General features: G+C 73.4%; 23 protein-coding genes. 12 read left to right on the forward strand and 11 right to left on the reverse strand.

What is annotated here, in order from left to right:
* Positions 1–16: 16 nt before the first annotated feature.
* From crcB to ABZV00_RS21450, 3 genes are all read right to left on the reverse strand, one after another.
* On the reverse strand, positions 17–379 hold the full coding sequence (crcB, locus tag ABZV00_RS21440; protein WP_355608862.1) for a fluoride efflux transporter CrcB: 363 nt from the start codon (positions 377–379) through the stop codon (positions 17–19).
* Positions 376–861, reverse strand: coding sequence for a CrcB family protein (locus tag ABZV00_RS21445; RefSeq protein WP_355608865.1), 486 nt, complete (start codon positions 859–861; stop codon positions 376–378). The genes crcB and ABZV00_RS21445 overlap by 4 nt, the downstream gene beginning before the upstream one ends.
* A gap of 163 nt (positions 862–1,024) precedes the next feature.
* Positions 1,025–1,783, reverse strand: a complete 759-nt coding sequence (locus tag ABZV00_RS21450) for a class I SAM-dependent methyltransferase (RefSeq protein WP_355608868.1) — start codon at positions 1,781–1,783, stop codon at positions 1,025–1,027.
* 337 nt (positions 1,784–2,120) lie between these two features.
* On the opposite strand from ABZV00_RS21450, the gene paaK reads away from it, so the two are divergent.
* The 5 genes from paaK (at position 2,121) to ABZV00_RS21475 (ending at position 6,288) form a co-directional block, all read left to right on the forward strand.
* Complete coding sequence (gene paaK / locus ABZV00_RS21455; protein ID WP_355608870.1) at positions 2,121–3,428, forward strand: phenylacetate--CoA ligase PaaK; 1,308 nt, start codon at positions 2,121–2,123, stop codon at positions 3,426–3,428.
* 31 nt (positions 3,429–3,459) lie between these two features.
* Positions 3,460–3,843, forward strand: a complete 384-nt coding sequence (gene paaI, locus ABZV00_RS21460; protein WP_355609000.1) for a hydroxyphenylacetyl-CoA thioesterase PaaI — start codon at positions 3,460–3,462, stop codon at positions 3,841–3,843.
* A gap of 10 nt (positions 3,844–3,853) precedes the next feature.
* Positions 3,854–4,960: a nucleotide disphospho-sugar-binding domain-containing protein gene (locus ABZV00_RS21465; protein ID WP_355608873.1), complete on the forward strand. Its 1,107-nt coding sequence runs from the start codon at positions 3,854–3,856 to the stop codon at positions 4,958–4,960.
* Positions 4,961–5,015: 55 nt separating this feature from the next.
* Positions 5,016–5,582 (forward strand): dienelactone hydrolase family protein, encoded by a 567-nt coding sequence (locus tag ABZV00_RS21470; protein WP_355608875.1) that lies wholly within the window; start codon positions 5,016–5,018, stop codon positions 5,580–5,582.
* Positions 5,583–5,673: 91 nt separating this feature from the next.
* On the forward strand, positions 5,674–6,288 hold the full coding sequence (locus ABZV00_RS21475) for a hypothetical protein (RefSeq protein WP_355608878.1): 615 nt from the start codon (positions 5,674–5,676) through the stop codon (positions 6,286–6,288).
* 94 nt (positions 6,289–6,382) lie between these two features.
* On the opposite strand, the gene ABZV00_RS21480 is transcribed toward ABZV00_RS21475, so the two are convergent.
* Positions 6,383–8,845, reverse strand: coding sequence for an adenylate/guanylate cyclase domain-containing protein (locus ABZV00_RS21480; RefSeq protein ID WP_355608881.1), 2,463 nt, complete (start codon positions 8,843–8,845; stop codon positions 6,383–6,385).
* Between the two features lie 193 nt (positions 8,846–9,038).
* Here ABZV00_RS21480 and ABZV00_RS21485 point away from each other — a divergent pair, with 193 nt between their 5' ends.
* The 5 genes from ABZV00_RS21485 (at position 9,039) to ABZV00_RS21505 (ending at position 17,505) form a co-directional block, all read left to right on the forward strand.
* Positions 9,039–11,936 (forward strand): AAA family ATPase, encoded by a 2,898-nt coding sequence (locus tag ABZV00_RS21485; RefSeq protein WP_355608883.1) that lies wholly within the window; start codon positions 9,039–9,041, stop codon positions 11,934–11,936.
* A gap of 134 nt (positions 11,937–12,070) precedes the next feature.
* A complete protein-coding gene (locus ABZV00_RS21490) occupies positions 12,071–12,841 on the forward strand; it encodes a DUF5995 family protein (protein WP_355608885.1) in 771 nt (256 codons plus the stop codon).
* A 390-nt stretch (positions 12,842–13,231) separates the two neighbouring features.
* Complete coding sequence (locus ABZV00_RS21495; protein ID WP_355608888.1) at positions 13,232–13,621, forward strand: hypothetical protein; 390 nt, start codon at positions 13,232–13,234, stop codon at positions 13,619–13,621.
* Positions 13,622–13,840: 219 nt separating this feature from the next.
* On the forward strand, positions 13,841–15,805 hold the full coding sequence (locus tag ABZV00_RS21500; RefSeq protein ID WP_355609003.1) for an amino acid transporter: 1,965 nt from the start codon (positions 13,841–13,843) through the stop codon (positions 15,803–15,805).
* Between the two features lie 185 nt (positions 15,806–15,990).
* The gene (locus ABZV00_RS21505; protein ID WP_355608890.1) at positions 15,991–17,505 is read left to right on the forward strand and encodes a hypothetical protein; all 1,515 of its coding nucleotides are present in this window, start codon (positions 15,991–15,993) and stop codon (positions 17,503–17,505) included.
* A 117-nt stretch (positions 17,506–17,622) separates the two neighbouring features.
* On the opposite strand, the gene ABZV00_RS21510 is transcribed toward ABZV00_RS21505, so the two are convergent.
* Together ABZV00_RS21510 and ABZV00_RS21515 are read right to left on the reverse strand one after the other, a co-directional pair.
* Positions 17,623–18,582, reverse strand: a complete 960-nt coding sequence (locus ABZV00_RS21510; RefSeq protein WP_355608893.1) for a TIGR03557 family F420-dependent LLM class oxidoreductase — start codon at positions 18,580–18,582, stop codon at positions 17,623–17,625.
* A 262-nt stretch (positions 18,583–18,844) separates the two neighbouring features.
* Entirely contained in the window at positions 18,845–19,051 is a 207-nt protein-coding gene (locus tag ABZV00_RS21515; RefSeq protein WP_252415601.1) for a hypothetical protein, read from the reverse strand.
* A gap of 246 nt (positions 19,052–19,297) precedes the next feature.
* Between ABZV00_RS21515 and ABZV00_RS21520 the strand changes: the two genes are divergently transcribed.
* Positions 19,298–20,125: a hypothetical protein gene (locus tag ABZV00_RS21520; RefSeq protein WP_355608896.1), complete on the forward strand. Its 828-nt coding sequence runs from the start codon at positions 19,298–19,300 to the stop codon at positions 20,123–20,125.
* Complete coding sequence (locus ABZV00_RS21525; RefSeq protein WP_355608899.1) at positions 20,122–20,880, forward strand: Asp/Glu racemase; 759 nt, start codon at positions 20,122–20,124, stop codon at positions 20,878–20,880. Before ABZV00_RS21520 ends, ABZV00_RS21525 begins: the two co-directional genes overlap by 4 nt.
* 25 nt (positions 20,881–20,905) lie before the next feature.
* Here ABZV00_RS21525 and ABZV00_RS21530 read toward each other — a convergent pair whose 3' ends face one another.
* The 5 genes from ABZV00_RS21530 to ABZV00_RS21550 all read right to left on the reverse strand — a co-directional run bounded on the left by ABZV00_RS21530 (position 20,906) and on the right by ABZV00_RS21550 (position 26,100).
* The gene (locus ABZV00_RS21530) at positions 20,906–22,099 is read right to left on the reverse strand and encodes a low temperature requirement protein A (protein ID WP_355608902.1); all 1,194 of its coding nucleotides are present in this window, start codon (positions 22,097–22,099) and stop codon (positions 20,906–20,908) included.
* 221 nt (positions 22,100–22,320) lie between these two features.
* Complete coding sequence (locus ABZV00_RS21535) at positions 22,321–23,256, reverse strand: hypothetical protein (protein WP_355608904.1); 936 nt, start codon at positions 23,254–23,256, stop codon at positions 22,321–22,323.
* A 243-nt stretch (positions 23,257–23,499) separates the two neighbouring features.
* Positions 23,500–24,849 (reverse strand): NAD(P)/FAD-dependent oxidoreductase, encoded by a 1,350-nt coding sequence (locus tag ABZV00_RS21540; protein WP_355608907.1) that lies wholly within the window; start codon positions 24,847–24,849, stop codon positions 23,500–23,502.
* 13 nt (positions 24,850–24,862) lie between these two features.
* Positions 24,863–25,210: a TcmI family type II polyketide cyclase gene (locus tag ABZV00_RS21545; protein ID WP_355608910.1), complete on the reverse strand. Its 348-nt coding sequence runs from the start codon at positions 25,208–25,210 to the stop codon at positions 24,863–24,865.
* A 95-nt stretch (positions 25,211–25,305) separates the two neighbouring features.
* Entirely contained in the window at positions 25,306–26,100 is a 795-nt protein-coding gene (locus ABZV00_RS21550; RefSeq protein ID WP_355608913.1) for a BTAD domain-containing putative transcriptional regulator, read from the reverse strand.
* Positions 26,101–26,480 lie beyond the last annotated feature (380 nt).

The following is a 26,480-nucleotide window of genomic DNA, read 5'->3' on the forward strand; positions in this document are numbered from 1 at the left end:
GCGCGTCTCCGCGCGGTCAGCCGGTCAGGGCGCGGGCCAGGGCGTAGCCGGCGGTGACCGCGGCGAGCCCGGCGGCGACGCTGGTCAGCACGTTGGCCAGCGCGAGGAGCCGTTTGCCGGTCTGGGCCAGGCGCAGCGTCTCATAGCTGAAGGTGGAGTAGGTGGTCAGCGCGCCGCAGAACCCGGTGCCGAGCAGCGCGCTGACCGCCGGGCCGGCCGGCAGCCCGACGAGCACGCCGAGCAGCAGCGACCCGACCACATTGACGGTCAGCGTGCCCCAGGGGAACGCCGAGTCGTGCCGGGACTGCACGGCCCGGTCGGTGAGGTAGCGCAGCGGTGCGCCGACGGCCGCGCCCAGGGCGATGAGCAGCACCGTCATCGGCTGACCCGCTGTGCTCGGCGACGCAGCAACCCGGCGGTGGCGGCGTCGCCCAGCCCGACCGCGACCAGTGCCCCGACCACGGTCGCGGCCAGGTAGGCCAGCGCGGTGCCCGGAGAACCCGCGACCAGCGCCTGCTGGATGTCCACCGCGTACGTGGAGAACGTGGTGAACCCGCCGAGCACCCCGACCCCGAGGAACGGGCGGACCAGCGGACGCCCACCGCCGAGGTGCGCGAGTGCCGCCATCAGCACGCCGATCAGCAGGCAGCCGGACAGGTTGACGCCGAACGTCGCCCACGGGAAGTCGGTCGGCGCGTGGGGGGCGGCGTGTTGCAGGCCGGCCCGGGCCAGCGCGCCGAGCACCCCGCCGGCCGCGACCGCAGCGAGAACCGTGGCTGGACGGGTGCTCAGCTCGTCGCGGTCGGCGGGGACGCGAAGGTCGACGTCCGGGTCGGTACGCGGCTCGAATGATCCGGACACGGGCCCTCCCACCAGCACGGGTGTCACTGGCAGGGACCGTTGGCGTGGTGTCGCGGTTTCCCCGGCGCGAGCCGGGGCGGCGGGCCCCACCGCCGGGGAGCCCGGTGGCTCCGGCGCCAGCATATCGCCGGACGAGCCGCGTGTTCGCGCTCCCGGCCGGCTGTCAGCGAACCGCCCCCACGACGGCGTCGGGGCCGCCCCGCCACACCGTGCCGACCTCGGTGAACCCGGCCGTGGTGAGCGCGGCCAGGTGCCAGGAGACCGGCGGGTTCCACTCCGGGCTGTGCCCGGTCGGGTAGATGGCGTGCCGCTGGGTGACCAGTGGACCGAGCACCGGGTCGGCGCCGGCCCGCTCCCACCACTCCGACCAGGAGGGGACCGCACCGGCGGCGTACCGGGCGGCGCGCCGGTCCCGCGCCCGGTCGAGCAGCCGCTTGGTCAACTCGGGCAGGGAGTCGTCGGGCATGTGGTCGGCGTTGACGAAGATCCCGCCCGGTCGCAGCATGTCGCGGATCTCGCCGTAGAGCGCACCGAGCCGGTCGGCCGGCAGCCAGTGCAGCGCGGTGGCGGTGAGCACGCCGTCGTACTCCTGATGGGGGAGCGCGGAGCGCCACTCGGGGGCACCGAGGTCGGCGGTGACGATGGTGGCGCGATCCGTCAGTGAGGCGCCGGCGATGGCCAGCAGCGCCGGGTCGAGGTCCACCAGGGTCACCTCGGCGGTGGGGAAGCGCGCCAGCACTCGCAGCGAGATGGTGCCGGTGCCGCCGGCCAGGTCAAGCAGGCGCGGCGGTCGGCCGTCGAGGACCGCGTCGACGGCGTCGAGCATGGCGGTGAACCGGTGTTCCCGGTCCGGCAGGTACGCCTCCTGCTGGCGGTCCCAGCTCTCCTGCCACGCCGACGCATTCGTGATGTAAGGAGTCATGGCGATCAGGCTAGTTACGACTCAACGTGTCTGTCCAGACCTTGTTGCACATAACTTGCAATTGCTAGACAATGGCAACGCGATGATCGCAGTGGCGCCGGGTCGGGTCATCCGCCCGCCCCCGGCGCCACCTTCGCGAGCGGCGCGGCAGGGGTCGCGCTCGCTGGCGGACGCGTCGGCCCAGGCGGAGGCCACCCCGAGCTGGCGCCCCCGGTCGACGCGCTGCCGCGACTACCAAGCGCCCAGCCCTGCTCCGGGGGCGGCGGTGGTGAGCCCTCCGGGCCGGGCGTACGGTACCGGCAGCCGTGCCGGGACCGTCGTTCGAAGGAGGCAGGCGATGCAGGACCGCACCCCTCGTCGCGAGGAGTTGGAGCCCATCGAGCGGGCCGGCGTCGACGAGCTGCGAGCCCTGCAACACGAGCGGCTGCGCTGGTCGTTGCGGCACGCGTACGACAACGTGCCGCACTACCGCCGGGCGTTCGACGAGGCCGGCGTGCACCCCGACGACTGCCGGGACCTCGCAGACCTGGCCCGCTTCCCGTTCACCGGCAAGGCGGAGCTGCGGGAGAACTACCCGTTCGGCATGTTCGCCGTACCCCGGGAACGGGTCGCCCGGCTGCACGCCTCCTCCGGCACCACCGGCCGGCCGACGGTGGTCGGCTACACCCGCGACGACCTGCGGACCTGGGCCCGGCTGATGGCCCGGTCGATCCGCGCCTCCGGCGGCCGTCCCGGTGATCGGGTGCACGTGGCGTACGGCTACGGGCTGTTCACCGGCGGACTCGGCGCGCACTACGGCGCCGAGGAACTGGGCTGCACGGTCATCCCGGTCTCCGGCGGTATGACCGAACGACAGGTCATGCTGATCCGCGACTTCGAACCCGAGGTCATCATGGTCACGCCCAGCTACATGCTGGCCATCGTGGACGAGATGCAGCGCCAGGGCGTCGACCCGCGGGCCACCTCGCTGCGGGTGGGCATCTTCGGCGCGGAACCGTGGACCGAGGACATGCGCCGCGAGATGGAGGACCGGCTGGACATCCACGCGGTCGACATCTACGGGCTCTCCGAGGTGATGGGGCCGGGCGTGGCCACCGAGTGCGTCGAGACCAAGGACGGTCTGCACCTCTGGGAGGACCACTTCTACCCGGAGATCATCGACCCGCTGACCGGCGCGGTGCTGCCTGACGGCGAGCAGGGCGAGCTGGTGCTCACCTCGCTGACCAAGGAGGCGATGCCGGTCGTCCGCTACCGCACCCGGGACCTGACCCGGCTGCTGCCCGGCACCGCCCGCCCGATGCGCCGGATCGAGAAGATCACCGGCCGGACGGACGACATGATGATCGTGCGCGGGGTGAACATCTTCCCCACCCAGATCGAGGAGCTGATCCTGCGCACCCCGCAGCTGTCGCCGCACTTCCAGTGCGTGCTCGACCGGCAGGGCCGGCTGGACACCCTGACGGTGCGGGTGGAGCGGCGGGCCGGAGTCGGCGTGGACGCCGCCGAGCGGGCCGGCGTGACCCTCGTCGAGCTGGTGAAGAACACCATCGGGGTGAGCGTGGCGGTCGACGTGCTCGCGCCGGACGGCGTGGAGCGCTCGGTGGGCAAGATGCGGCGCATCGTCGACCAGCGCCGGGCAAGCTGAGGTGACCGAACAGCGCAATCCGGCGTACGACATGTTCGACGCCGACGCGGCCTCGCGTGGCCTCGGCATCGAGCTGGTCGAGGCTGGCGACGGTGCGGCGGTGGCCCGGATGCGGGTGACCGAGCGGATGCTCAACGGCCACGCGATCGCCCACGGTGGGTTCGTCTTCCTGCTCGCCGACACCGCCTTCGCGCTGGCCTGCAACAGCCGTGGCCCGGTCACCGTCGCCGCTGGCGGCGAGATCACCTTCGTCCGGCCGGCCGGTGCCGGTGACCTGCTCACCGCCCGTGCCACCGAGCGCACCCGGTACGGCCGCAGCGGCATCTACGACGTCACCGTCACCCGGGACGACGGCGCGGTGGTCGCGGAGTTCCGGGGGCGCAGCCGGACCCCGGCGTCGCTTCCGTCGACATAGGATCCCGGCCATGCGCGTGTTGGTGGTGTCCGCGCCGCTGGTCGGCCACGTCTTCCCGCTGGTGCCGCTCGCCGTGGCGTTGCGTGACGCCGGCCACGACGTGCTGCTGGCCACCGGTGGCGGTGGGATTGCCGCCGCCGGGGCTGGCCTGTCGGTGCACGACGTCGCGCCGGGCTTCGACTTCGGTCGGATCGCGCTGCGGGTCTTTCCCCGCCATCCGCTGATCGCCCGGGCCGAGCTGGCCGGCACCGCCGGCACCCGGGGCGCCGGCCTGCTCTTCGGCGCGCTCAACGACCAGCTCACCGACCCGGTCGTCGAGCTGGCCACCGAGTGGCGGCCGGACCTGGTGGTGTACGAGCCGTTCGCGGTGGCCGGCGCGGTGGCCGCCGCCCGGCTGGGTGTGCCGGCCATCCGGCAGGAGAACGCCCTCTTCGACGGGCGCGACCTGGTCCAGGCCACCTCAGCCCGGCTCGGCCCCGCGCTGCGCCGGCACGGCCTGAGCGAGCTGCCGCCACCGGCCGCCGCCCTCGCCGTGGCACCGCCGAGCGTGGCGACGCAGGAGGGCTGGCCGATGCGGTACACCTCCTACGTGGGCGGCGGCGAGCTGCCGCCCTGGCTGCGGGAACCTGGTGAACGACCCCGGATCCTGGTCACCCGCAGCACCCTGACCGGCCCCGGCGACAAGGGGCCGATGCCCGCTGTGGTGGCGGCCGCCGCCCAGGTGGATGCCGAGTTCGTGCTGGTCCGGCCGGACCAGCGGTCGGCCCGTACGCTGCCCGACAACGTTCGGACGGTGGACTGGATCCCGCTCGACGAGGCGTTGCCGGCGAGCGCGGCGCTGGTCCACCACGGCGGGGCGGGCAGCGTCTTCGGCGCCCTCGCCGCCGGCCTGCCCCAGATGGCCACGGTCGGCCCGGGAGACCGCCGGCACAACGCCGAGCTGGTGGCCCGCTGCGGCGCCGGCCTGGCGCTGCGTCCTCGCGACATCACCCCGGAGACGCTGACCCGGCTGCTCACCGACGACCGCCTGCGGACCGCCGCCGGGCAGGTCAGCCGGGAGATCGCCGCCATGCCGCCGCCGTCCGACCTGGTGGCCAGGCTGGCCGCGCTGGTCTGACGGCCGGCCCGCGTGGCCACACCGGATCGACGCCCAGCTGGGGCAGGATGGCCAGATGCGACACGTCGTGCTGTTCCACTCCGTGTACGGGCTGCGGCCCGCCGTGCGCGCCGCCGCGGACCGGCTGCGCGCCGCCGGACACCGGGTCGTCACCCCCGACCTGTACGGCGTTCCGGCCACCGACACCGTCGAGGAGGGCTTCGCGCTGCTCGACAAGATCGGCCAGGACGTGGTGCTCGACCGGGCTCGGGCGGCGCTGCGGGAACTGCCGGCGGAGGCGGTGCTCGCCGGCTTCTCGATGGGTGCCGGCGTGGCCGGGGCGCTGCTGGCCGAGCGTCCCGACAGCGCCGGTCTGCTCCTGCTGCACGGCACCGGTGGGGCGCCGGAGTCGGTCCGGCCCGGCCTGCCGGTGCAACTGCACCTCGCCGACCCGGACCCGTACGACACGCCGGACGAGGTCGACGAGTGGCAGCGGGCGATGACCGAGGCCGGCACCGACCTGACGGTCTTCCGCTATCCGGGCGTGGGGCACCTGTTCACCGATCCGGACGTCGCCGAGTACGCCCCGGAGGCCGACGCGGCGACCTGGCCACGGGTGCTGTCCTTCCTCGCCGCCCCTTGAGGGCCGGGCCTGTCCGGGCCCAACGAGTGTCGATGGTTGCGGCACTTTTCTAGCGTGAGGACAGACTCCCGTTCTCGAAGGGCACGTAGCCGTGAATGAGACAGTCCTCAGTGTCGTCGGTCTGGTGCTGGTCGCGGTATCGCTCGGCTTCTCCGCACTGCAGACCCGGGAGGTCGCGAGACAGAGCCGCATCAACAACGGGATCGGGTCGGCCGCCGCCCTCGTGGAGGTCAACAACCTCATTCGCGCCTGGCACGAACGGCTGCTCCACGACCCGTCGGCACGCCCGTACTTCTTCGACGGGAAGCCCGCCACGGCGGACGACGTGGAGCGGCCGAAGGTGTTGACCCTCGCGGAACTGCTCGGCGACGTACTTGAGTGCAACCTGCAGATGGCCTCGCTCCTACCCGCCTTCAACTTCGCTCATTCGTGGCACCACTGGCCCGCGCAGATGTTGCGGCAGAGCCCGGTTCTCGTCGAGGTGGTGGAGCGCTACCCCGACTGGTGGCCGACGCTCCACCTCCTGCAACAGGAGATCCGTGAGTCCAACGGCGAACCACTGACCCACCCGCTCGTCCCCGGGCGCACATCCCGTTGGTCGGTCGCCTCGCTCCGACGTCCACAGAGACGTCTGCCTCAGGCACGCGGAAGCCAAGCGGACGCTCCGACGGTGACCCCCACTGCACCCTCGGCCCCGCAGCAATAGCCTCGCCGCCTGGACCGGCGCCTACCCTGCAACTGCCGTAGGGGTTCGGTAGATCTCCGTACCTCGCCCACCAGCCGCATCCGCCGACGGACCGTCAGGCGGACGCGGCCAGGCCGTCTGGCCAGCGGATCAACGGCGGGCGGGGTACGGCGTGCGCCGCGCCGGGCGGAGCACCGACGACGGCCAGCGCGCCGTGGCCGGGCAGGGGGCGTCGCCCGGCTGACCCCGGCCCGGTGGGTGCCGCGCGGACCGATGCCGGCGAAGCGTCGGCGCATGCACCGGTCGGCGACGCCGGTGCGGCTACGGGCGGATGACCCCCGGAGAGGATCGCCACGGGCGCGCCGAGCCGGGAGGCCGCGCGGTTGACGGCGAGCGCAGAGGAACGCGTCGACGGCATGTCGCCCGCCGACGCGACGGCGCGGAGCCGGCGGACGGCCGCCGGACGGCCGATCCCGGAACTCGGCACGGGCGGCGGGGCCGCCGCCGTCGGGGTGGGGAGGTGTCGGCGCAGCGCCGCAGGCTGGACGGACCCGCGCGGCCGCGCCGCGGGCTGGATTGACCCACTCGGTCGCGCCGCGGCCAGCTCAGCGAAGACGGCGTCGAGGCGGCGGGCCTGGGAGCGGACGGCGTCGAGGCGCACGACCTCGGCGCGCGCGGTGGCAGCGCCGACACGCTCGGAACCAACGGCGGCAGACCTGGCGCCGACGACGGGGTGGCCGGCAGGCCGGTCGGCGGCGGGGCTTGCCTCCCGCCGGAGGACGTCCGGGTCGACGGCGTCGAGGTGGCTGGTGTCGAGGTGACTGGCGTCGAGTTGGACAGCGTCGAGGCGGGCGGCGTCGGCGGCCCGGTGGGCGAAGACGGCGCGCAACGCGCGGGGCAGTCGCTCGGCGGCGACCCGGCGCAGCGCGGGCGCCGCGAACGCGTACCCGCTGGCGCGGCGGGGGAACAGCAGCCCGGCGGCGACGAGCGCGCGCAGAACGGGAGCGGACCGCCCGGGGGTCCAGCCGAGCACCCGGTCCAGCGCCGCGTCGGAGATCACGCCGTCGAGCGTGCCGGCGGCCATCAGCACCGCCCGGCGCTCGCCGTCGAGCCGGTCCAGCTCCGCGCCGACGGCCCGGCGCACCGCCTCCGGCAGCGGGAGCGCCGCCGGGTCCGCACCATCCCCGATGGATGCCACGTACGCGGCCGCGTGCCCGGGCCGGCCGCCCACCAGCGGAAGCAGCCGGTCGACCAGGTCCACCGGCTGCCCGGCGCGGGTCAACAGCTGACGCAGCAGTCGCCCGGACTGCACTGCGGCCAGCGGCCGGATCGTCATCCGCCGGGCGGGGCCGGGCCGGGTGTCGGCCCACTGGGGCTGGTGCAGGGTGACCACGGCCAGCGGCACCCGTCGCGCGGTGGCCGCGGTGAACAGTGCGTGCAGGAAGCGGCTCACCGCGGGCGCGGCCCGGTCCAGGTCGTCCACGGCGACGAACAGCGGCCGGTGGGCGGCCAGGCGCAGCAGGGCGTCCCGGCAGATCGCCGCCCCGGCCAGCGCTGCGGCCGAGCCGTCCGGTGCGGTCAGCAGCCGCTCCAGCGCCGGCACCGCCGCCGCGACCCGGGCCGGCGGGAGCAGCGGCGTCAGGGCATTGGCCAGCCGGTCGCGGACCATCGCCGGGCCGTCACCGTGGCGGATCCCGGCGAAATCGCGGAGCAGCTCCGCGACCGGCGCCAGCACCTGGTCGGGGTACGGCTGGCAGGTCGCCACGCACCAGCGCACCGCCACTCCGTCCACCGTGGTCAGCGAACGGGTCAGTTCGTGCAGCAGTCGGCTGCGGCCGCTGCCGGTCGGGCCGACCAGGGACACCCAGCGCGGGTTCTGCTCGCGGACTGCCCGGCTCAGCTGGTCCCGGAGGGTGGCCAGCTCGCGGCGGCGGCCGATCAGCGGGCCGTCGTGCCGGTCGGCGCTGGGTCGTACGGGGCCGACGGCGTGCCAGACCGGCATCGGCGGCACCCGACCGGAGACCGGCACCGGCGCCAGTTGGCGCTGGGCGATCAGGCCGGCGGTGGCCCGGGCGGTGGTCGCGCAGAGCGCGACGGCGCCGGGTGGCGCGTACTCCTGCAGGCGGGCAGCCGTGGTGATCACCGCGCCGCTGGCCACGCCGTGGCCGCCGCTGACGGCGCCGCCCAGGTCGACCACCACCTCGCCGGTGGCCACACCGACCCGCACCCGCAGCTTGATGTCCCCGACCATCTGCCGACGGTCCAGCGCGGCCTGGATCTCCAGTCCGGCGCGGACCGCGCGGTACGCGTCGAAGCCGTCGGAGTGCCGCGCGCCGAAGAGCGCCATGACCGCGTCGCCGACGTACTTCTCGACCACCCCGTGCCAGCGGTGCAGCACAGCGCCGACGGTGTCGAAGTAGGCCCGTTGCAGCGCCCGGACGTCCTCCGGGTCCAGCCGGTCGACCAGCGCGGTGGAGCCGACGATGTCGGCGAAGAGCACGGTTACCGTGCGTCTCTCCTCCGGCACCGGCCAGTGTGGGTGGGCGGTCCGCTGCATGTCGACGACGGTGCTGCTCATGGGTATCGCACCGGCCTTTCCCCAGCTGATGGTTGACGACCTTCGGAGATTGGCATTCCTGGGCCGACAGGGGATCGGCAGAACGACGTATGTCGGCCCACCGCAACCTTTAGTCGCAATGTCGACGCGAGGAGTACCACAAGCGGGAGATGGCCGTAGAACGGTTCGGGGGCGTGTGATTAGGCTGCGTGCCATGGCCAGCGATGTGGACACCGCACCGCTCGTGGGCCGAGCCGAGCTGGTGCAGACGGTTCGGACCGCGCTGCTCGGTGACGTCTCGCACGGGCAGACCGCCGCCGTCTTCCTGACCGGTGAGAGTGGCGTGGGTAAGACCCGGCTGCTCGGCGAGATCGGCGCCCAACTGCGTGACCAGGGCGCACTGGTGCTCACCGGCAGTTGTCTGGACATCGGCGACGCCTCCCCGCTGCACCCGCTGTTGCAGGCGTTGCGGCGCTTCGACGCTGATTTGTCCGCCTCGCAGGCCCGCACCTCCTCGGCGGTCCGTGGGCTGTTGCAGATGTTCGCCGACGAGACCGCCGGCCCGGACGGCGCGGGTGCGCTGCTGGAGCGGGTCTCCCGCGGGCTGCACCTGATCGCCGAGGGACGGCCGCTGGTGCTGATCCTGGACGACCTGCAGTGGGTCGACCGGAGCACCCGGCAGCTGCTGCTGTACCTGCTGGCCGGGCTCGGCGACCTCCAGCTCTCGGTACTGGCCGCGGTGCGTGCCGAGTCGTTGCAGGGCGCACACCCGCTGCGCCGGGTGCTCACCGAGCTGCGCCGGTTGCGGACGGTGCGGGTGCTCGACCTGGCCCCGCTGGACCGGGCGGGCACCGAACGGCTCGCCGCCGCGGTGGTCGGCCGGACCTTGTCCGCCGACGCGGCCGACCAGGTGTGGCAGCGCAGCGGCGGCAACCCCTTCGTCATCGAGGAGTTGGCCCGCGACCTGCGCGACGGCCGGGACGGGCTGTCCGAGACGCTGCGCGAGATCTTCCTCGCCCGGGTCGACGCGCTGCCCCAGCACGCACACGCGGTGGTGCACGCGGTGGCCACCGGCGTCGAGCCGGTGCAGCACTGGATGCTGGCCCAGGTGCTCCGGCTGCCGGAGGAGGAGCTGATCGAGGCCGCCCGCGCCGCGGTGGCGCACCGGCTGCTGGTCGGCGCCGACGACGGCTACCGGCTGCGACACCGGCTCGTCGCCGAGGTGCTGGCACACGAGCTGCTGCCGGCCGAGCGCTCCGGGCTGCACCGCCGCTACGCCGAGGCGTTGACCGCGGCACCGGGCGAGCTGCACCAGGCCCGGTTGGCGCACCACTGGCGGCTGGCCGGTGAGCCGGCCCGGGCGTTGCCGGCGGCGGTGGCCGCCGCGCAGGAGGCCGAGCGGCTGCACGGCTACGCCGAGGCGCACCGGCACTGGTCGGTCGCGTTGCAGCTGGCCGGTGACCCGGGCTCGCTGGCGGTGGACCGGGTCGAGCTGCTCGGGCACGCCGCCGAGTCGGCCCACCACTGTGGGGAGCACGCCCGCGCGCTGGCCCTGCTGGAGGAGCTGGCCACGGTGCAGGGTGGCGAGCCGACCTGCGCGCTGCACATCCGCCGGGCCCGCTACCTGGCTGCCGCTGGGCGCTCGGCGCTGGCCGAGGAGGAGTACCAGCGGGCGTTGGTGGCGGCGGACTGCTCGCCACGTGACCGGGCCACCGCCGCCGCGCACCTGGCCGAGCTGCTGCTGCACCTGGGCCGGTACGCCGACGCAGGCCAGCGGGCCCGGGAGGCGCTGGAGTTGGCCGCCACGGTGGAGGGTTCCGCCACCGAGGTGGTGCTGGCCAGTGCGGCGCTCGGCTTCAGTGACGCCTATCTGGAGGACCCGGACGCCGGGCTCGCGGTGATGCGCCAGGCCCTCGACACCGCCGAGCGCGCCGGTAAGCCGGAGGATGTGGCCTGCGCGTACCTGCACCTGGCGGAGCTGCTGACCGGGCCGCTGAACATCCTCGAAGAGGGGGTGGTGGTGGCCCGGCGGGGCGCCGAGCGGGTGGCCGAGCTGGGGCTGGGCCGCACCTGGGAGACCCGGCTGCTGGCCATCGCCACCAACGGCCTGTTCCGCGTGGGCCAGTGGGCCGAGGCGGAGAAGGTGGTCGCCGCCGCGTTGCGGCACCGCCCGTCCGGCGCGGACGCCGTCGAGCTGCTCCTGGCCCGGTGCCGGCTCTCGGTGGGCTACGGCGACATCGAGGCCGCCGGCCGGGACCTCGACGCGGTGGCCACCGTGCTCGCCGGCGGTGGTGCGCGGCACGTCATCCCGCTGCTCACCCTGCGCGCCGGGCTGGCCATGTGGGAGGGCCGGCACGACGTGGCGCGGCAGGCGGTGCAGCGCGGCCTGACCGAGAGTCGCTCCGACGACGTGACGATCCTCTCCGCGCTGGTCTGGCACGGCCTGCGCGCGGAGGCGGAGGCGCACGCCAGCCGCACCGTCGCGGTGGACCCGACGGCGGTGCGCCGGCTGCGGGAGACCGCCGAACGGGTGGCCCGCAAGAGCGCGTCCGCGGCCCGACCGGTGCGCTCGGTGGTGGACGGCTTCCTGGCGCTCTGCGCCGCCGAGGTGAGCCGCCTCGACGGCAGCGATCCGGAGCTGTGGGCCAACTCGGTCGCCGAGTGGGACCGTCGCAACCACCCCTACCCGGCGGCGTACTCGCGGCTGCGGCAGGCCGAGGCGCTGCTGGCCCGGCGCAGCCGGGTGGCCACCGCCGGCAAGCTGCTGCGCGAGGCGTACGGGGTGGCGCAGGGGTTGGGTGCGGTGCCTTTGACCTCGGAGATCCGGGAGCTGGCCGGGCGAGCCCGGGTGCCGCTGGAGGAGCGCGAGGCCACCAACGGCACGCCGGGTACGGCGGCCGAGCCGGTCGACGACGAGCTGGCGGCGCTCACCGTGCGGGAGCGCGAGGTGCTCTCCCTGGTCGCCGAGGGGTTGACCAACAAGGAGATCGGGCAGCGGCTGTTCATCAGCGAGCGGACCATCGGCGTGCACGTGTCGCACATCTTCGACAAGCTCCAGGTCCGCACCCGCGTCCAGGCCAGCGCGATCCAGTTGCGCAACCGGCGCGGCTGACCGACCGGTCCGTCAGCCGGCGCCTGTGCGCGCCGGGATACGTCGTTCTACTGATCCGACGGGCGGGTGTCGGCTGAAAGGCTGAGCACCGTCGACGGCGGCACGGGGGTGCTGCGGACCACCATGGAGGAGAGATGACCGAACCGGTCTGGGGGCCCGTGCACCGGGACATCGTCGACCTGCTCGCCGACCACCCCGCGGATGTGCCGGCCGTGGTCGATCACCTCACCAAGCTCCAGGACATGCTGGTGCGGCTGCCTCCGCTGGAGGAGAGTTGCCCGCTGGCCGACTTCAACAAGCTGTACCTGACCATCACCAGCAGCGTGCTGGACGGGCTGTACGACGACCGCTTCGTCGACCCGGCATTCCTCTCCCGGCTGGACGTCGAGTTCGCGGCGCGGTATTTCGACGCGCTGCGACTGTGGACCGACTCCAGCCCGGGCACCCCGAAGGCCTGGTCGTGCCTGTTCGAGCGGATGCGTGGGCCGGATGCGCGCCCGCTGCCCTCGGCGGCCGCCGGGGTCAACGCGCACATCAACTTCGACCTGCCGTTCGCGCTGGTGACCACGTTCGACCACCTGGAGTCGGAGCCGGTCGACGGCAGCGACCAGCACCACGACTACCTCGAGATCAACAACATCTTCGCGGACAAGATCCCCGGCCTGCGCCGGGGTTACCTGGAGCGGTGGCAGCTGCTCATCGACATGCTCAACGGTGACATCGACGACTGGTACCAGGGGGAGCTGGTCGAGTACACCCGCGATGTCGCCTGGCGCAACGCGCAGAAGATCTGGCGGTGCCGGCACGATCCGGACGCCCGCGAGTGTGAGCGCACGCGGTTGGACGACAATGCCGCGGCGCTCGGTCGGCTGCTGCTCTCGCCCCTGGGGGCGTTCCTGCAGTAGCCGGGACGGGGGGTTCCCGCGCTCCGCCCCAGGGGGGGTGGGCGGAGCGCGGGGACGCATCCCTCCCGCCAGCTCCACGTGGCCGGTCCGAGAACTCGGTCGGCCCCGAGGGGACAGCCGGTCGACCCGGGGGGTGCCGACCGGCTGACACCGGCGGCCGGCCCGGGGGCGGGCCGGCCGCCGGTGGGGGAGAGGCGGCGGGGAGGGACGGCGGGAGATCCGGCGGGACGAGGGGTGTCGCCGGGCAAGTTCCGGGTACGCCCGCGCCATGACCGTCCTGGCCCGGCGCCGGCCCGCCGCCCGACCTCGGCCCGCGCGGCCCGGCCCACTGCGGCCGGGCGGCCCGGTGCCTCGACCCGCCATCCGGCCCGGTGCGGGATGACCGGCCCCGTGACGCGGTTCCCGTTCCGCTTCGACCCGGTGTTCCGCCCCGCCCTGGCGCTGTTGGGCGTCCGGCCGGCAACCGCCTGGGTCACCGTCAGCGACCGGGAACTGCTGATCCGGTACGGGCCGTGGCAGTTGCGGACCGATCGGGACAACGTGACCGGCGTCGAGGTGAGCGGCCCGTACCGGTGGTGGCGGGTGATCGGCCCGCACGTGTCGCTGGCCGACCGCGGTGTGAGCTTCGGCAGCACCGCGGCAGGCGGGGTCTGCCTGCGCTTCGGCGTACCGGTGCCGGCCCTGGCGCCCGGGGGGTGGCTCCGGCACCCGGCGGCCACGGTGACCGTCGCCGACCCGCCCGCCCTGGCGCGACTGTTCGTCGGCCCGGACCTGCCCTGAGCAGGCCGTCTGCCTGCCCGGTTCCACCGGCCGGGCCACCACGTACCGCCTACGGTCGGATCAGGACCTGCGAGGGTGGGACGGGCGATGGCTGACGAGCACCGGGCGAAACCACGACGCGGCAGCGGACGTCGCCACCCGCCCACCGGGCCGGACCCGGCGCTGCGCGCCGCCCGCGACCCGGCCCGCGCGCACCCGGGCGGCCGGCAGGGTGTCGTGATGCCCGAACGGGTGGCCGGCCCGGTCCGGCCGGCGCCGCCGGCGAGCCCGCTGCGCCGGTGGTTCTTCCAGCACCAGGTGCAGCCGCCGGGCCCGGAGGCGACCGAGGCGCAGAGTCGGGCGCACTCCTGGTGGCAGGTGATGTGCCTGACCGGCGTGGACTACTTCTCCACCCTGTCGTACCTGCCGGGCATCGCGGCGGTGGCGGCCGGCGCGCTCTCCCCGCTCGCGACCCTGCTGATCGTCGCCCTCACCCTGTTCGGAATGCTGCCGATGTACCGGCGGGTGGCCCAGGAGAGCCCGCACGGGCAGGGCTCGGTCGCGATGCTGGAGCGGCTGCTGCCGTTCTGGCGAGGCAAGATCTTCGTGCTCGTGCTGCTGGGCTTCGTGGCCACCTCCTGGATCATCACGATCACCCTCTCCTCGGCTGACGCGACCGTGCACCTGCTGGAAAATCCGTTGCTGCCGGACACCCTGCACAGCCCCTACGTTCCGGTCATGGTCACGGTGGTGCTGCTGCTCATCCTCGGCGGGGTGTTCCTGCTCGGCTTCCGCGAGGCCGTGGTGGTGGCCATCCCGCTGGTCGCGGTCTTCCTGCTGCTCAACGCGGTGATCGTGGTGGTCGCTGTGGCCCGGATCGTCGCCGACCCGGGCATCGTGTCGGACTGGACCGCCGCGCTGACCGCGGAGGGCGGCGGGTTGGGCAACGTGCTGCTCACCGCCGTGATGGCCTTCCCTCTGCTGGTGCTGGGGCTGTCCGGGTTCGAGACCGGCGTCAGCATGATGCCGCTCGTGGCAGCCGACGGGCTGGACCCGCAGGCCCGGCTGGCTGCCCGGATCCGCAACACCCGTCGGCTACTCACCACCGCCGCGTTGATCATGTCGGTCTACCTGATCTCGACCACCTTCGTGACCACGGCGCTCATCCCGGCCGAGGAGTTCCGGCCGGGCGGCGCCGCGAACGGCCGGGCGCTGGCCTTCCTGGCGCACCGCTACCTGGGTGAGGTCTTCGGCACCGTCTACGACGTGAGCAGCGTGTTCATCCTCTGGTTCGCCGGCGCCTCGGCGATGGCCGGCCTGATCAACATCGTGCCCCGCTACCTGCCCTCCTACGGCATGGCCCCGGAGTGGGCGCGGGCGGTGCGCCCGGTGGTCATCGTCTACACCCTGGTCAGCGTCGCCATCACGATCGCGTTCCGGGCCGACGTCAACGCCCAGGCCGGGGCGTACGCCACCGGGATCCTGGCGATGATGGTCTCCGGCGCGGTGGCAGTGACCATCTCCGCGGCCCGCCGTCGCCGGCGCTCGGCCGCCGTCGGCTTCACCGTGCTGACCCTGGTGCTGCTGTACGCGCTGCTGGAGAACGTCATCGAGCAGCCGGACGGAATCACCATCTCCGCGCTGTTCATTCTCGGCATCATCGTGGTCTCGCTGATCTCCCGGGTCACCCGGACCACCGAGCTGCGCGCCGAGCGGATCGAGTTCGACGAGCCGGCCCGCCGGTTCCTCGCCGAGTCGCTGGCCCACGACGGGCAGCTGCACCTGATCGCGAACAAGCGGCAGAGCGGGTCGGTGAAGGAGTACACGATCAAGGAGCGTGCGCAGCGCGGGATGAACCCGGTGCCCGGCGCCGCCGACGTGCTGTTCCTCGAGATCGACGTGGTCGACCCGTCGGAGTTCAGGCACGTGCTGCGGGTGCACGGGGTCGAGGTCGGCGGGTTCCGGGTGCTGCGGGCCAGCAGCCCTGCCGTGCCCAACGCGATCGCCGCGATCCTGCTGGCCCTGCGCGACGCCACCGGGGTCCGGCCGCACGGGCACTTCGAGTGGTCGGAGGGGAGCCCGATCGCGCACCTGCTGCGTTACCTCATCCTCGGCCGGGGAGACACTCCGCCCGTGGTGCGGGAGATCATCCGCCGCACCGAGCCGGACCCGCTGCGCCGGCCCGGTATCCACGTCGGCGGCTGACGGTGGTGACCGTCCCGTACACCGTTTGACGACTTTGAAGGTGAATGGCAGAACTATTCACGTTCACACCTCTCTGTCCGTATTGCGGACTTATCGTGACCTTTGGTGGCTGGCGGCACGTCGAGCCCCCCGCGCCCGGATCGGCGCGCGGTCACGTTCACGCAGGCAGGAAGGTAGGCACCCTGATGTCCACTTATCGTGGAGGAGATCGCCCGGCCCGACCCAGGCGGCGGTCCCGATGGTTCTTAGCCGGCGGGCTCCTGGCCGGGAGCCTGGTGGTGGGAGTGGCCGGCGTCGCCGCCGCCGCCGACCGCGACCTCTCCATCTCGGGCCTGGGCAGGTTGACGGCCACCGAGGCGCCGGGTGAAGACGACCGGGAGGCCGCCGACCCAACTGCCCCGGAGCGCGGCGGGGGCCGCGGCGGCGAGCCGGGCCAGCCGAACACGCCGGGCGCCGGCAAGCGCGGCGTCGTGTCGGTTCCGTGCGACGCGGCGAAGCTGGTGGCGGCGCTGGTGGCAGCCAACGCCGAGGGTGGCGCGGAGCTGCGGCTCGCGCCCAAGTGCCGGTACATCCTCACCGACGCGTTCCAGGAGAAGGACCAGTACGACGGTGGGATCCGCGACGCGCGGGAGGCGGCCGACGCCGCGGAGACCCCCGGTGACGCGGACGCGCCGCCGCACAACCCGGCCGACGACACCGCTGGTCTGCCGGTGATCTACCAGCCCATCACCATTGACGGCGCCGGCGCCACCATCGCCCGCGACGCCCAGGCCGCGGCGTTCCGCTTCTTCACCGTCCGCGACGGTGGCGAGCTGACTCTGCGCGACGTGGAGCTGCACAACGGCCGCTCGGCCATCGAGGGCGGCAGCGTGCACGTGGTGCACGGCGCCACGGCCGTGGTGGAGCGGGTCACCGTCACCCAGAGCACCTCGCTGTCCCCGGAGGGCGGCGGCGGTGGGATCTTCAACGACGGCAACATGGTGGTCACCGACTCCACCTTCATCGGCAACAGCGCCGCCGGCGCCGCGGGCAAGGGCGGGGGCCTGCTCAACGGCGGCGTACTGACGCTGAAGCGCTCCGAGTTCCACCACAACAGCGCCAACGCCTACGGCGGAGGGCTTGGCAACTACCGGGGCGCGGCCGACGTGGAGAGCACCACCTTCGCGGAGAACAGCGCCGGCCAGGGTGGCGGGCTGGCCAGCTTCTCGGCCCGGACCAAGGTCTACGAGACCGAGCTGCTGAACAACACCGCCCAGGTCGGCGGCGGTGCCGCGAACTCCGACGCGGTGCTGGTGATGCGCAAGATGACCATCCGCGGCAACACCTCCACCGTCAACGGCGGTGGCATCTCCACCGTGCAGGGCCTGCTGCCGCTCGACGACAGCGTGGTCGACGGCAACACCACCCACGGCATCGGCGCCGGCATCTACGCCGCCAAGTCGAACCTGCTGGTTCGCGGCAGCGACGTCACCGGTAACGAGGCGGTCGGCGCGACGTCCAAGGGCGGCGGCATCTTTGCCACCGCGGGCTCGGTAGCGATCTACACCAGCAAGGTCACCGGGAACGCGGCCACGGTGAAGCCGAGCGGCATCTTCGCCGAGCACGCCGGGGCCAGGATCGACGACGAGAGCGTGGTCGTCGAGAACGAGCCGACCAACTGCGAGGGCAGCGCGGTACCGATTGCGCACTGCTTCCGCTGAGCGGCGACCCGCGCAGCCATCCGGAGCGCGGCCGGCCGCCCGGACGATCACGACGATCGTCCGGGCGGCCGGTGTCGTCACGGCTCGCGGCGGCTGTCGTTCACGGCTGGCGGCGACTCAACCCAGCGCGCGCAGCCGACCGGACAGCTCTCCGGCGAAGAAGTCGAGGAAACCATCCGGGTCGGGCCCGGCGTTCTGCAGCACGATGTGGTCGAAGCCCGCCTCGACGTACGACCGGACCTTGGCCACGTGCGGCTCCGGGTCGGGTCCGACGGCGAAGAGCTCGCGGATGTGCTTCTCCTCGACGTACGAGCTGGCCGCGTCGAAGTTGACCGGGTTGGGCAGCTCGCTCATCACCTTCCAGCCGGTGACCATCCACCGGCTGGTCTGCAACACCGCCTGCACCGCCTGCTGCTCGTCGCTGGCCCAGGCCAACGGCGCCTCGGCGTAGCGCGGGCCCGCTCCGCCGGCGCGCCGGTAGTGCTCGACGATCGACGTCTCCGGTTCGGTGGCGAACAGCCCGTCACCCAGCTCGGCGGCGAGCCGGGCCGACGCTTCGCCGCTGGCCGCCACCGCGATCACCGGCGGTGTGTCCGGCAGGTCGAAGAGCCGGGCGTCCTCCAGGTGCAGGTGCCGGCCCTCGTACGACTGGTAGCCGCCCTGCCAGAGCAGCCGGATGATCTCCAGCGCCTCGCGCAGCCGTTCGTGCCGGCCCTGCACGCTCGGGAAGCCCTGCCCGACCACGTGTTCGTTGAGCCGCTCGCCGGCGCCCACGCCGAGGGTGAACCGCCCGTCGGAGATCAGCGCCATGGTCGCCGCGGCCTGCGCGATGATCGCCGGGTGGTAGCGCACGGTCGGGCAGGTGACGCCGGTGGCCAGGCGCAAGTTCCTGGTCTTCGCCGCGATCGCGCCGAGCACGCTCCAGGTGAACGACGAGTGGCCCTGGACGTCCAGCCAGGGGTGGAAGTGGTCGCTCATCTCCACGAAGTCGAAACCGACCTGCTCCGCCCGGACGGCCTGCCGGATGATCTCCTGCGGCCCGTAGCCCTCCGAGGCCAGCTTGTAGCCGATCTGCATGCCATGCTCCCGATTCGGTCCGGTTCCGTCCGGCGACTGACGCCGGAGCGGTTCCCGGCCTCGGGACCGACAAACGCGGGGACGGCCAGCTAGCCAGCCTCCTAGGACGCCTTAGGCGATGTGCGGTGCCTCCGACGGCCGCGTGGACCCCGGCGGGGGACGGACGGTCGGCGGAGCCTCCGACGCGCCCGCGTTCCGCTGCGGCATGGTCCGGACAGCGAACGGCCCGCGCCCCGGACGGGCGCGGGCCGGCGTCTGCGTCCTACTTGGACGGCTCGGGCAGCTTGCAGTCGACCTTGGGGTTGGCGCCGATGTAGTTCAGTGGCCCGGCCACGATGGTGACCAGGATGGTGCCGGCTTCGGCGCAGTTGGTGTCGTCACCGCTGTAGTAGCCCCGCTGGCCGCCGGCGATCGCGCCGATGATCAGCCAGATCACGACGATGACTCCGAGTATCGAGGTGCCGCGCATCGCTGCCTCCTGAAGGAATGTGGTGGGTCGAGGTGCAGGCGTTGTACCCAATCCGGTCTCGCGGCTAACGGCCCGCGACAACCACCGGGATCGTCCGTCCGGCCGATGGCGTCCGCCGTCGGTCCGGCCCGGGCATCGGCCGCCCGCATCGGGTAGTGCGGGCCGGCTATCGGATCGACGACCAACCCGGCCGCCGTACGCGTCGCCGGACGTAGAACTGCCTCACGGCCCCGCCGAGGAGGACTCATGGACGCGCCGACACCGCTCCTGTACATCGACCGCCCCGAGGACGTCGCGGCTGCGGCCCGCGCGTTGGCCGGCGGCGCGGTTGTCGCGGCGGCGTTCGCCAACTTCTACGTCATCGTCACCCGCCCGGACGCGGCCACCGTGCGCCGGGTCAACCTGGCCAAGGGCCGACCGATCCACCAGGTCGGCAGCATCACCACCGCGGTCGGCCGGATCCCGGCGATGTTCGACTGGTCCCGGATCTCGCCCCGGCTGCCGGTCGGCCGGGTGCGGGCGCTGATGGACGCCCTCTACGGCGCCGGTCCGTTCGGCTTCCGTGGCCCCGCGGCGGACCGGCTGCCCGAGCATCTCACCCAGGTCGACCGAGGGCTGCGCACCACCCAGGTGATCGCGCCCGGGCTGACCTGCCCGTCCAACGCCTTCTTCGAGCGGGCGCTCGCCGAGACCGGGTCGGACCACCTCTACATCACCTCGGCGAACCGGTCCCGGCACCTCACCGGCGCGGCGGAGGAACCGGCGCACTGGAAGGCCGGAGGTCTCGCCGCCGACTTCGCCCACCTCGACGACCTGGTGGTGCTCGCCCATCGGGACGAGGCGGCGGCCCGCGCCGCCTACCCGGGCTACCTCACCACCTCGGTCACCCTGCTCTCCTTCCACGCGCCGGAAGGAGAGCTGGAGGAACCGGCGGTGCTCACCGTGGACCGGCACGGCTCCCTGCACCTGGACGACGTGCGCCGAGCCGCCGCGCCGCTCGGGCTCCAGGTGCGCCTCGGCGGCGCCGCCGGGCAGCGCCTGCAGGTCCGGGGGTACGCCGGGGCGCTGGTGTGAGCGGCTATCGGATCGGGCTGGTGGTGCCCAGCTCGAACACCACCATGGAGACCGAGATCCCGGCGATGCTGCGACGGCGCGAGACCGTCGACCCGACTGTCCACTTCACCACCCATGCCAGCAGGGTCCGGCTGCGGCAGGTGACGCCCGACGAGCTGGCCCGGATGAACCGTTCCGCCCTCCGGTGCGCCGCCGAGCTGGCCGACGCCCGTTGCGACGTGCTCGCGTACGCCTGCCTGGTGGCGGTGATGTGCGAGGGCAGCGGCGCGCACGAGCGGGCCGAGCGGCGGTTGGGCCGCGCGGCCGGCCGGGCCGGTCACGAGATGCCGGTGGTGACCAGCGCGGGCGCGCTGGTCGCCGGGCTGCGTGCGTTGGGCGCCCGCCGGGTGGCGCTGATCGCGCCGTACCTGCCGCCGCTGACCGCGACCGTCGCCGGCTACCTCGCCGCGCACGGTGTGCGGGTGATGGAGGCGGTGAGTCTCAGCGAGCCGGACAACGTCGCGGTGGGTCGGATCCCGGCACAGCGCCTGGTGGAGCTGGCCGACCGGCTGGACGTGACCGACGTGGACGCGGTGGTCCTCTCCGCCTGCGTCCAGCTGCCGTCGCTGGCGGCGGTACCGCAGGTGGAGGCCCGCCTCGGCCGCCCGGTGCTCACCGCGGCCACCGCCACCGTGCACCAACTGCTCACCGGCCTGGGCGTCGAGCCGTACGTGCCGGACGCGGGTCGGCTGCTGGCCGGGGCGGCGGTGCGCTGACCGGACCGCCCGGCGACCGGGTGGTTCAGTGCGGTGGGGCGGGGGCCTCCGGCGGCTTGCCGCGGCTGCGCCGAAAGTCCGCGTACGCCACGCCCGCCAGCACCAGCAGGGCACCGAGGGAGGCGAAGACCGGTGGCAGGAAGAGCGCCGCGGGCGCGATGGTCAGCAGCGCCAGCAGCCCGCCGGGGCGGGACAGCGACACCCGGCTGAACACCTCGTACTCGAACGCGGCCCGGCCACCCAGGAACAGCGCCGGGCCGCCCAGGATCACCGCCAGCCAGGCCGGCGGCGTCCGCTGGGTCGGCTCGTGCAGCACCAGGTGGAATCCGGTGGCCGTGGTCGCCACCCCGGCGACCATCAGCAGGTGGGTGTACGGGGCGGTGAACAGGAACTTGCTCGGCTCCTTGGACGCCTTGATGGCCACCGGCAGCAGCTCGCCGGACTTGTGCACGTAGATCCGCCAGAGCACCAGGGTGGTCAGGAACGCCACCGCGAACGCCCCGATGTTCTCCACCTCGGAGTGTGCCAGGCTGAACATGGTGCCGATGGTCAGGATGGCGTCGCCGAGGGCGATGATGAAGAACTGCTGGTAGCGCTCGGAGAGATGCTCCGCGGTGACGCTGCGCTGCTTCTCCGGCACGACCCCGAGGCCGGGCACCGGGTACGCGAGCCGGAAACCGCCGTAGTCGATGGCGAGCGCGAGGGCCCAGCAGGCGATCCGGGCGTCGTCGCTGACGTACCCGCCGATGATCCAGGGGATCGCCGACACGGCGAACCAGACGAAGATCCGCGCCGCCCGGCGCTGGGTCTGCGGTTCCCTGCGCACGAGGGGCATCAGGAACAGCCCGCGGCCGAGGTGGATCGCCACGTAGGTGGCGGCGAAGACCAGCCCCCGGGCGCCGAACGCCTCCGGGATCGCGGTGGTCATCAGCAGCGCGCCGAACATCACCGCGGTGATCAGCAGCTTGATCTCGTTGCGTTGCGGGTCGTACATGTCGGTGACCAGGGTGGTGATGGCCCAGGTCCACCAGACGGCGGCCAGCAGGATCAGCGCTTCTGCGGCCCGGTGCCAGTCGAGGTCCTCGACCATGCCCCGGGAGATCAGTGCGAGCGCGACCACGTAGACCAGGTCGAAGAAGAGTTCCAGCAGCGTCACCCGGCGTGGGCCCACCGGGTCGCGCAGCGGAGGGCCGGCCCCAGAGTCCGGCGCGACGTGCACGGGCGGCTCCTGCGGTGCCGGTCGAATCGGCGGGGCATCCGCCTGCCTCGACCGACGGTAGCGAGCAGCCGACGACGCTACCTCCCGGTTGTCCGGTCTTCCCTCGACCGAGGGTGATCGACTCGGGCCTCGGCGGTCGACGCGCGGTCGTTCCGCCCGAACGGCCGAGCCCCCGGCCCGCCGCCCCGCAGGACGGCTCGCCGGGGGCCCGGTTCTCGTCGTCAGCCGCGGGCGTCGCCCGGCAGGACGGCGGCCATCTCGTCACCGGCACCGGCCAGCACCCGGGCCTGCTGCGGCCAGCTGGCCAACCCGGGGGCGGCACGCAGGCCGGCAGCCCGGATCAGGTCGCGCAGCGCCGGCTCGTCCAGCTCGCCGAGCTGGCCGTAGGTGCGTACGCCGGCGGCCTGCAACGCGGCAGCCATCTTCGGCCCGACCCCCTGGATCCGGCGGAAGTCGTCCGCCGGGCCCTCCGAGCCGGTGTCCGCACCGTTCGGCGCGGTGGCGGCGATCGGCCGGACCGGCGGCGTGGCCCGCACCGGCTCCGCGTCGACGTCCGCCGGCTCACTGGCCGCCGTCGTCTCCACCGGGGTCGTGTCGGCCGGTGTCGTGTCGGCCGGCGTGGCCTCGACCTCGGTCGTGGTGGCCTCGATCGGCGTGGCCTCGGCCTGCGGCGCGTCCGTGGGCGTGACGTCATCCGCCGGCTGGCGGGGGCTGATCACGGCCGCCGGGGCGGGCTGCTCCTCGACCGCGACCGGCGCGGGTTCCGGGTCCGCGGCGGGCTCGGGCCGGAGGTCCTCCGCATCGGACCGCTCGGTGGCGGAGAAGGCCGGCGGGGCGTCGGTCAACGCCATGTCGGCCGGGTCGACGGTGCTCGGGGCGCCTGCCGGGGCGGGATCGTCCGGCGTGGTCACCGCGGCCGGTGCGCTGACCGTGTCCACCGGGACCGGTTCGTCGGCGACCGCGGCCGGCGCCGGGTCGACGGTCGCTGCCGGCCGGGCCTGGTCGGTGGTGGCCGCCGGTGCCGGCGTGGCGACCATGGCCAGGCCAGCGACAGGATCTCCGTCCACGATCGACGGACCCTGCCCGCTGACCCGTACGCCCTGCCGACCGCGCAGCAACCATCCAGCGGCCAGACCCAGCAGCAGTGCCAGTATCACTATCAGCGAGTGTCCGATAGACCACGCCACGGCGAATCTCCCTATCACGTCGTCAGAAAAGTCACGAGAAAAACTCGCCGCAGCTTTGCACACGCGCGTTTACGCCGACAGGGAGGATCGGTCGGGTGCGGTGCGGGTGGGACGGTCGCCGCACCGGGTGCCGGATGGGTGACGCAGCGTTGCGCCGGGTACGACGAAATCCGGGCCCGGCGTGGGGACGCCGGACCCGGATCGGCAGGGGGATCAGTCCTGGTCGCCCTCGTAGGTGTGGAAGTCGTCGACGAACCGGCGGCGCAGTCGGGGTACCCGGCTGGTCACCCCGAAGTAGCCACGTGCGCCGAGCAGCGCGAGCCGACCCACCATCGGCCGGTACATCCGGTCGTCGCCGCTGGTGCCGCTGCGGTTCAGCGATTCGGTGACCCGGGCGAAGCCGTACGGGACCATCGCGGCCTCGTAGTCGGCGACCGCCTGCAGCAGAGTCTTGTCGCCGGCGACGGCGTGGGTGAGCTGCTGACAGAGCAGGCGGGCGTCGCGCAGCGCGGTGTTCGCGCCCACTCCGCGACCGGGTGTCATGGTGTGGATGGCGTCGCCGAGCAGGGTGACCGTGCTGCTCTTCCAGGGTGGCACCGGCTCGGACGTGGTCACCTTGATCGGTAGGGCGCTGTCCGGCTCACCGCGGGTCAACAGCTCCCGCAGGTGTGGATGCCAGTTCGGGGTGAGGTCCAGGGCGACCCGTACGAGGTCCTCGCCGCGGCGTTGCATGACGTCGGCCGGGAACCGGCGGGCGGCGCTCCAGATGATCAGGTTGATGTTGTCGGTGGTGGTGTCGTGGGACAGGCCCGGCCATTGGCGCAGCAGGGCGCCGTCGGCGTCACCGACGCCGGGTTTGATCGCTCGCTCGGCGTCCCACTTGAACTCCATCATGTGCAGGACGCCCATCGTCCCGCCGGTGCCGAAGATCAGTGAGATGCCCTGGCGGACCCGCTCCGGGACGAGGTCGCGGGTGCGCGCGGTCAGCGGGATCCGGGTGGCGATGTTGATGGTGCCGGCGTCGCGGGTGACCGCGTGTGGCAGGTACTGGCGGCGTACCGCCGAGTGCGTGCCGTCCGCGGCCACCAGCAGGTCGCCGGTGGCGCTGGTGCCGTCGGCGAAGTACGCGGTGACCGTGCCGTCGTCGCGTTGCTCGTACCGGACGAAGGTCCGGTCGAAGTGCACGACGTCGTCCAGGCCGGTGAGCAGCACCTGGCGCAGCACCATCCGGGCCACCGAGTGCTCGGTGTGCACCGGGTCGGCGTCCGGTCGCAGCTCGAACGAGGCGGTCTGGCGCAGCCCTTGGGTGACCACGTTGAAGTAGCGCGGTGGTCGGGCGCAGGTGGCCAGGAACGTGGCGAACAGCTCCGGCGGAAGGCATTCCCGCAGCGCCCGGCTACCGGTCGGGCCGATGCCCACCCGGTAGCCGAGCAACCCCTCGGCGCGGTGGCGGTGCCGCTCGTAGACGGCGACGCTGATCCCGGCGCGGCGCAGCCCGTGTGCCAGGCACAGCCCGCCGGTGCCGGCGCCGATGATCAGGACGTGCGGTGCCGGGGTGGACACGTCGCCCGTCCGCTCAGCCGGCCGGGTGCGCGGCGGGCGCCTCGGCCGCGTCCCACCGGTAGAAGCAGCCGGCGATCGCGTCCCGGGGGGAGCGCCAGGTCGGCAGGTACGGCGAGGTGTGCGCGGAGAGCCGCTCGTTGACCTGCTGGAAGAGCGGGTGGTTGCGGGTGGCGGCCAGCGCGTCCGGGTCGACGTCCGAGGTCTCCATCAGGTGTACGTACACGTCGTGCAGGCAGTACAGGGACCGGTGTGTGACACCGGTCAGACCGGGCAGTTCGCTGGCGTCGGACTCGGCGAAGATCTGCGCCACCCGCCCCTCCGCGCCCGGGATGATTCGGCTGACGACCAGTAGACGACTCATGGGACCCCCTTTCCGCCGGTGGCTTCCCCGACCCTCGGGTCGACGGCCACGTGCTCCAAGGTGCCCACCGTGCCGCAGCGACTGTCACGTCACCGTCACGTACGCCGGCCGACCGGTGACGGCCGGCCGGCGGCCTCCCGGCTGGCCTCGCGGATCGGGGCGAGCGTGTCGTCGAGCAGGGCGCTCATCGCGGGGCTGGGCTCCAGGCGCAGCTCCCGGCGCAGCAGGTCGCGGTAGACGTAGAAGGCGTGTACGGCCTCGAAGGCGTTGCCCTCGGCGAGGTGGATGCGGACCACCAGCCGGTGCGGCGTCTCGCGCAGCGGCTCGGCGGCCATCGCCTCCAGCGCGGCTTCCAGCGCGTCACCGTGCCGCCCCGCGACCAGGTGCTGCCCGGCCAGCTGCTCCAGCATGTGCAGGCGCAGTTGGCGCAGCCGCTCCCGGTCCAGCAGTACCCAGTCGTCGTACCAGCCGGGCAGCAGGTCGTGCCGGCCGGCGGCGAGAGCTCCGGCGGCGGTACGCGGCTCGTCGCCGTCCCGGACCCGGGCCGCCGTGCCGACCAGTTCGTCCACGTCGAGTCGGACCGCCGGGCCCAGCCGCACGGTGTCACCGGCCACGGTCAGCGGGCAGCAGGGGTCCTGCCGCAGCCGCCAGAGCGCCGTGCGCAGCGACGACAGCGCCCGTTCCTCCGACGCGTCGGGCCAGAGCAGCCCGGCGAGCTGGCTGCGGGTGGCGCCGGGGCGCAGCCCGATCAGCGCGATGACCCGTTGCAGCCCGCGCGGCACCACGATCGGCGCCGCGCCACGCAGCAGCCGGAAACCGCCGAGCAGATGCAGCGAGACGCCGGCCTCGGGAGGGTGTCCGGCGGTCGGCACGGACGGATCAGCGGCCACGGCGGCACCCCCTGCGGAACGCTCGTCCCGACTGTCTCCTGTGTCCCGGATCGGCTGCCCGTGACGCCACTGTCGACCCCAACGGTGGGGCACGACCATGGCTGTCGGGGCGCGGCCGCGCCCGCTCGAGCCGCCGGGCTGACCACGGTGAAGATTATCAATAGGGTCACGGTGAGTCAACGGAAGTGTGGACCTTCTGCCGGTGATCGGCCAACCGTGAGATCGGTTCTGAACTGCTAAAACATCCGCGCGAGTCCTTCGTCGCAGAGCTTCCCGGCGCATAGCTGATACACAGGTTGCGTCAACGCAGCGTCACCAGCCAGCGTCGCAGAACGGCCCGCCACGGTGACGCCGCCGTGACGTGGACTGCCGCATCGTGT

It is taken from the genome of Micromonospora sp. NPDC005173 (assembly GCF_040608515.1).
GTDB lineage: Bacteria > Actinomycetota > Actinomycetes > Mycobacteriales > Micromonosporaceae > Micromonospora.

What these genes read in the sequence shown, in the direction of transcription:
- crcB (WP_355608862.1), bottom strand. Translation starts at nt 379, where the DNA reads ATGACGGTGCTGCTCATCGCCCTGGGCGCGGCCGTCGGCGCACCGCTG.
- ABZV00_RS21450 (WP_355608868.1), bottom strand. Translation starts at nt 1,783, where the DNA reads ATGACTCCTTACATCACGAATGCGTCGGCGTGGCAGGAGAGCTGGGAC.
- paaK (WP_355608870.1), top strand. Translation starts at nt 2,121, where the DNA reads ATGCAGGACCGCACCCCTCGTCGCGAGGAGTTGGAGCCCATCGAGCGG.
- paaI (WP_355609000.1), top strand. Translation starts at nt 3,460, where the DNA reads ATGTTCGACGCCGACGCGGCCTCGCGTGGCCTCGGCATCGAGCTGGTC.
- ABZV00_RS21465 (WP_355608873.1), top strand. Translation starts at nt 3,854, where the DNA reads ATGCGCGTGTTGGTGGTGTCCGCGCCGCTGGTCGGCCACGTCTTCCCG.
- ABZV00_RS21470 (WP_355608875.1), top strand. Translation starts at nt 5,016, where the DNA reads ATGCGACACGTCGTGCTGTTCCACTCCGTGTACGGGCTGCGGCCCGCC.
- ABZV00_RS21480 (WP_355608881.1), bottom strand. Translation starts at nt 8,845, where the DNA reads ATGAGCAGCACCGTCGTCGACATGCAGCGGACCGCCCACCCACACTGG.
- ABZV00_RS21485 (WP_355608883.1), top strand. Translation starts at nt 9,039, where the DNA reads ATGGCCAGCGATGTGGACACCGCACCGCTCGTGGGCCGAGCCGAGCTG.
- ABZV00_RS21490 (WP_355608885.1), top strand. Translation starts at nt 12,071, where the DNA reads ATGACCGAACCGGTCTGGGGGCCCGTGCACCGGGACATCGTCGACCTG.
- ABZV00_RS21500 (WP_355609003.1), top strand. Translation starts at nt 13,841, where the DNA reads ATGCCCGAACGGGTGGCCGGCCCGGTCCGGCCGGCGCCGCCGGCGAGC.
- ABZV00_RS21505 (WP_355608890.1), top strand. Translation starts at nt 15,991, where the DNA reads ATGTCCACTTATCGTGGAGGAGATCGCCCGGCCCGACCCAGGCGGCGG.
- ABZV00_RS21510 (WP_355608893.1), bottom strand. Translation starts at nt 18,582, where the DNA reads ATGCAGATCGGCTACAAGCTGGCCTCGGAGGGCTACGGGCCGCAGGAG.
- ABZV00_RS21515 (WP_252415601.1), bottom strand. Translation starts at nt 19,051, where the DNA reads ATGCGCGGCACCTCGATACTCGGAGTCATCGTCGTGATCTGGCTGATC.
- ABZV00_RS21520 (WP_355608896.1), top strand. Translation starts at nt 19,298, where the DNA reads ATGGACGCGCCGACACCGCTCCTGTACATCGACCGCCCCGAGGACGTC.
- ABZV00_RS21545 (WP_355608910.1), bottom strand. Translation starts at nt 25,210, where the DNA reads ATGAGTCGTCTACTGGTCGTCAGCCGAATCATCCCGGGCGCGGAGGGG.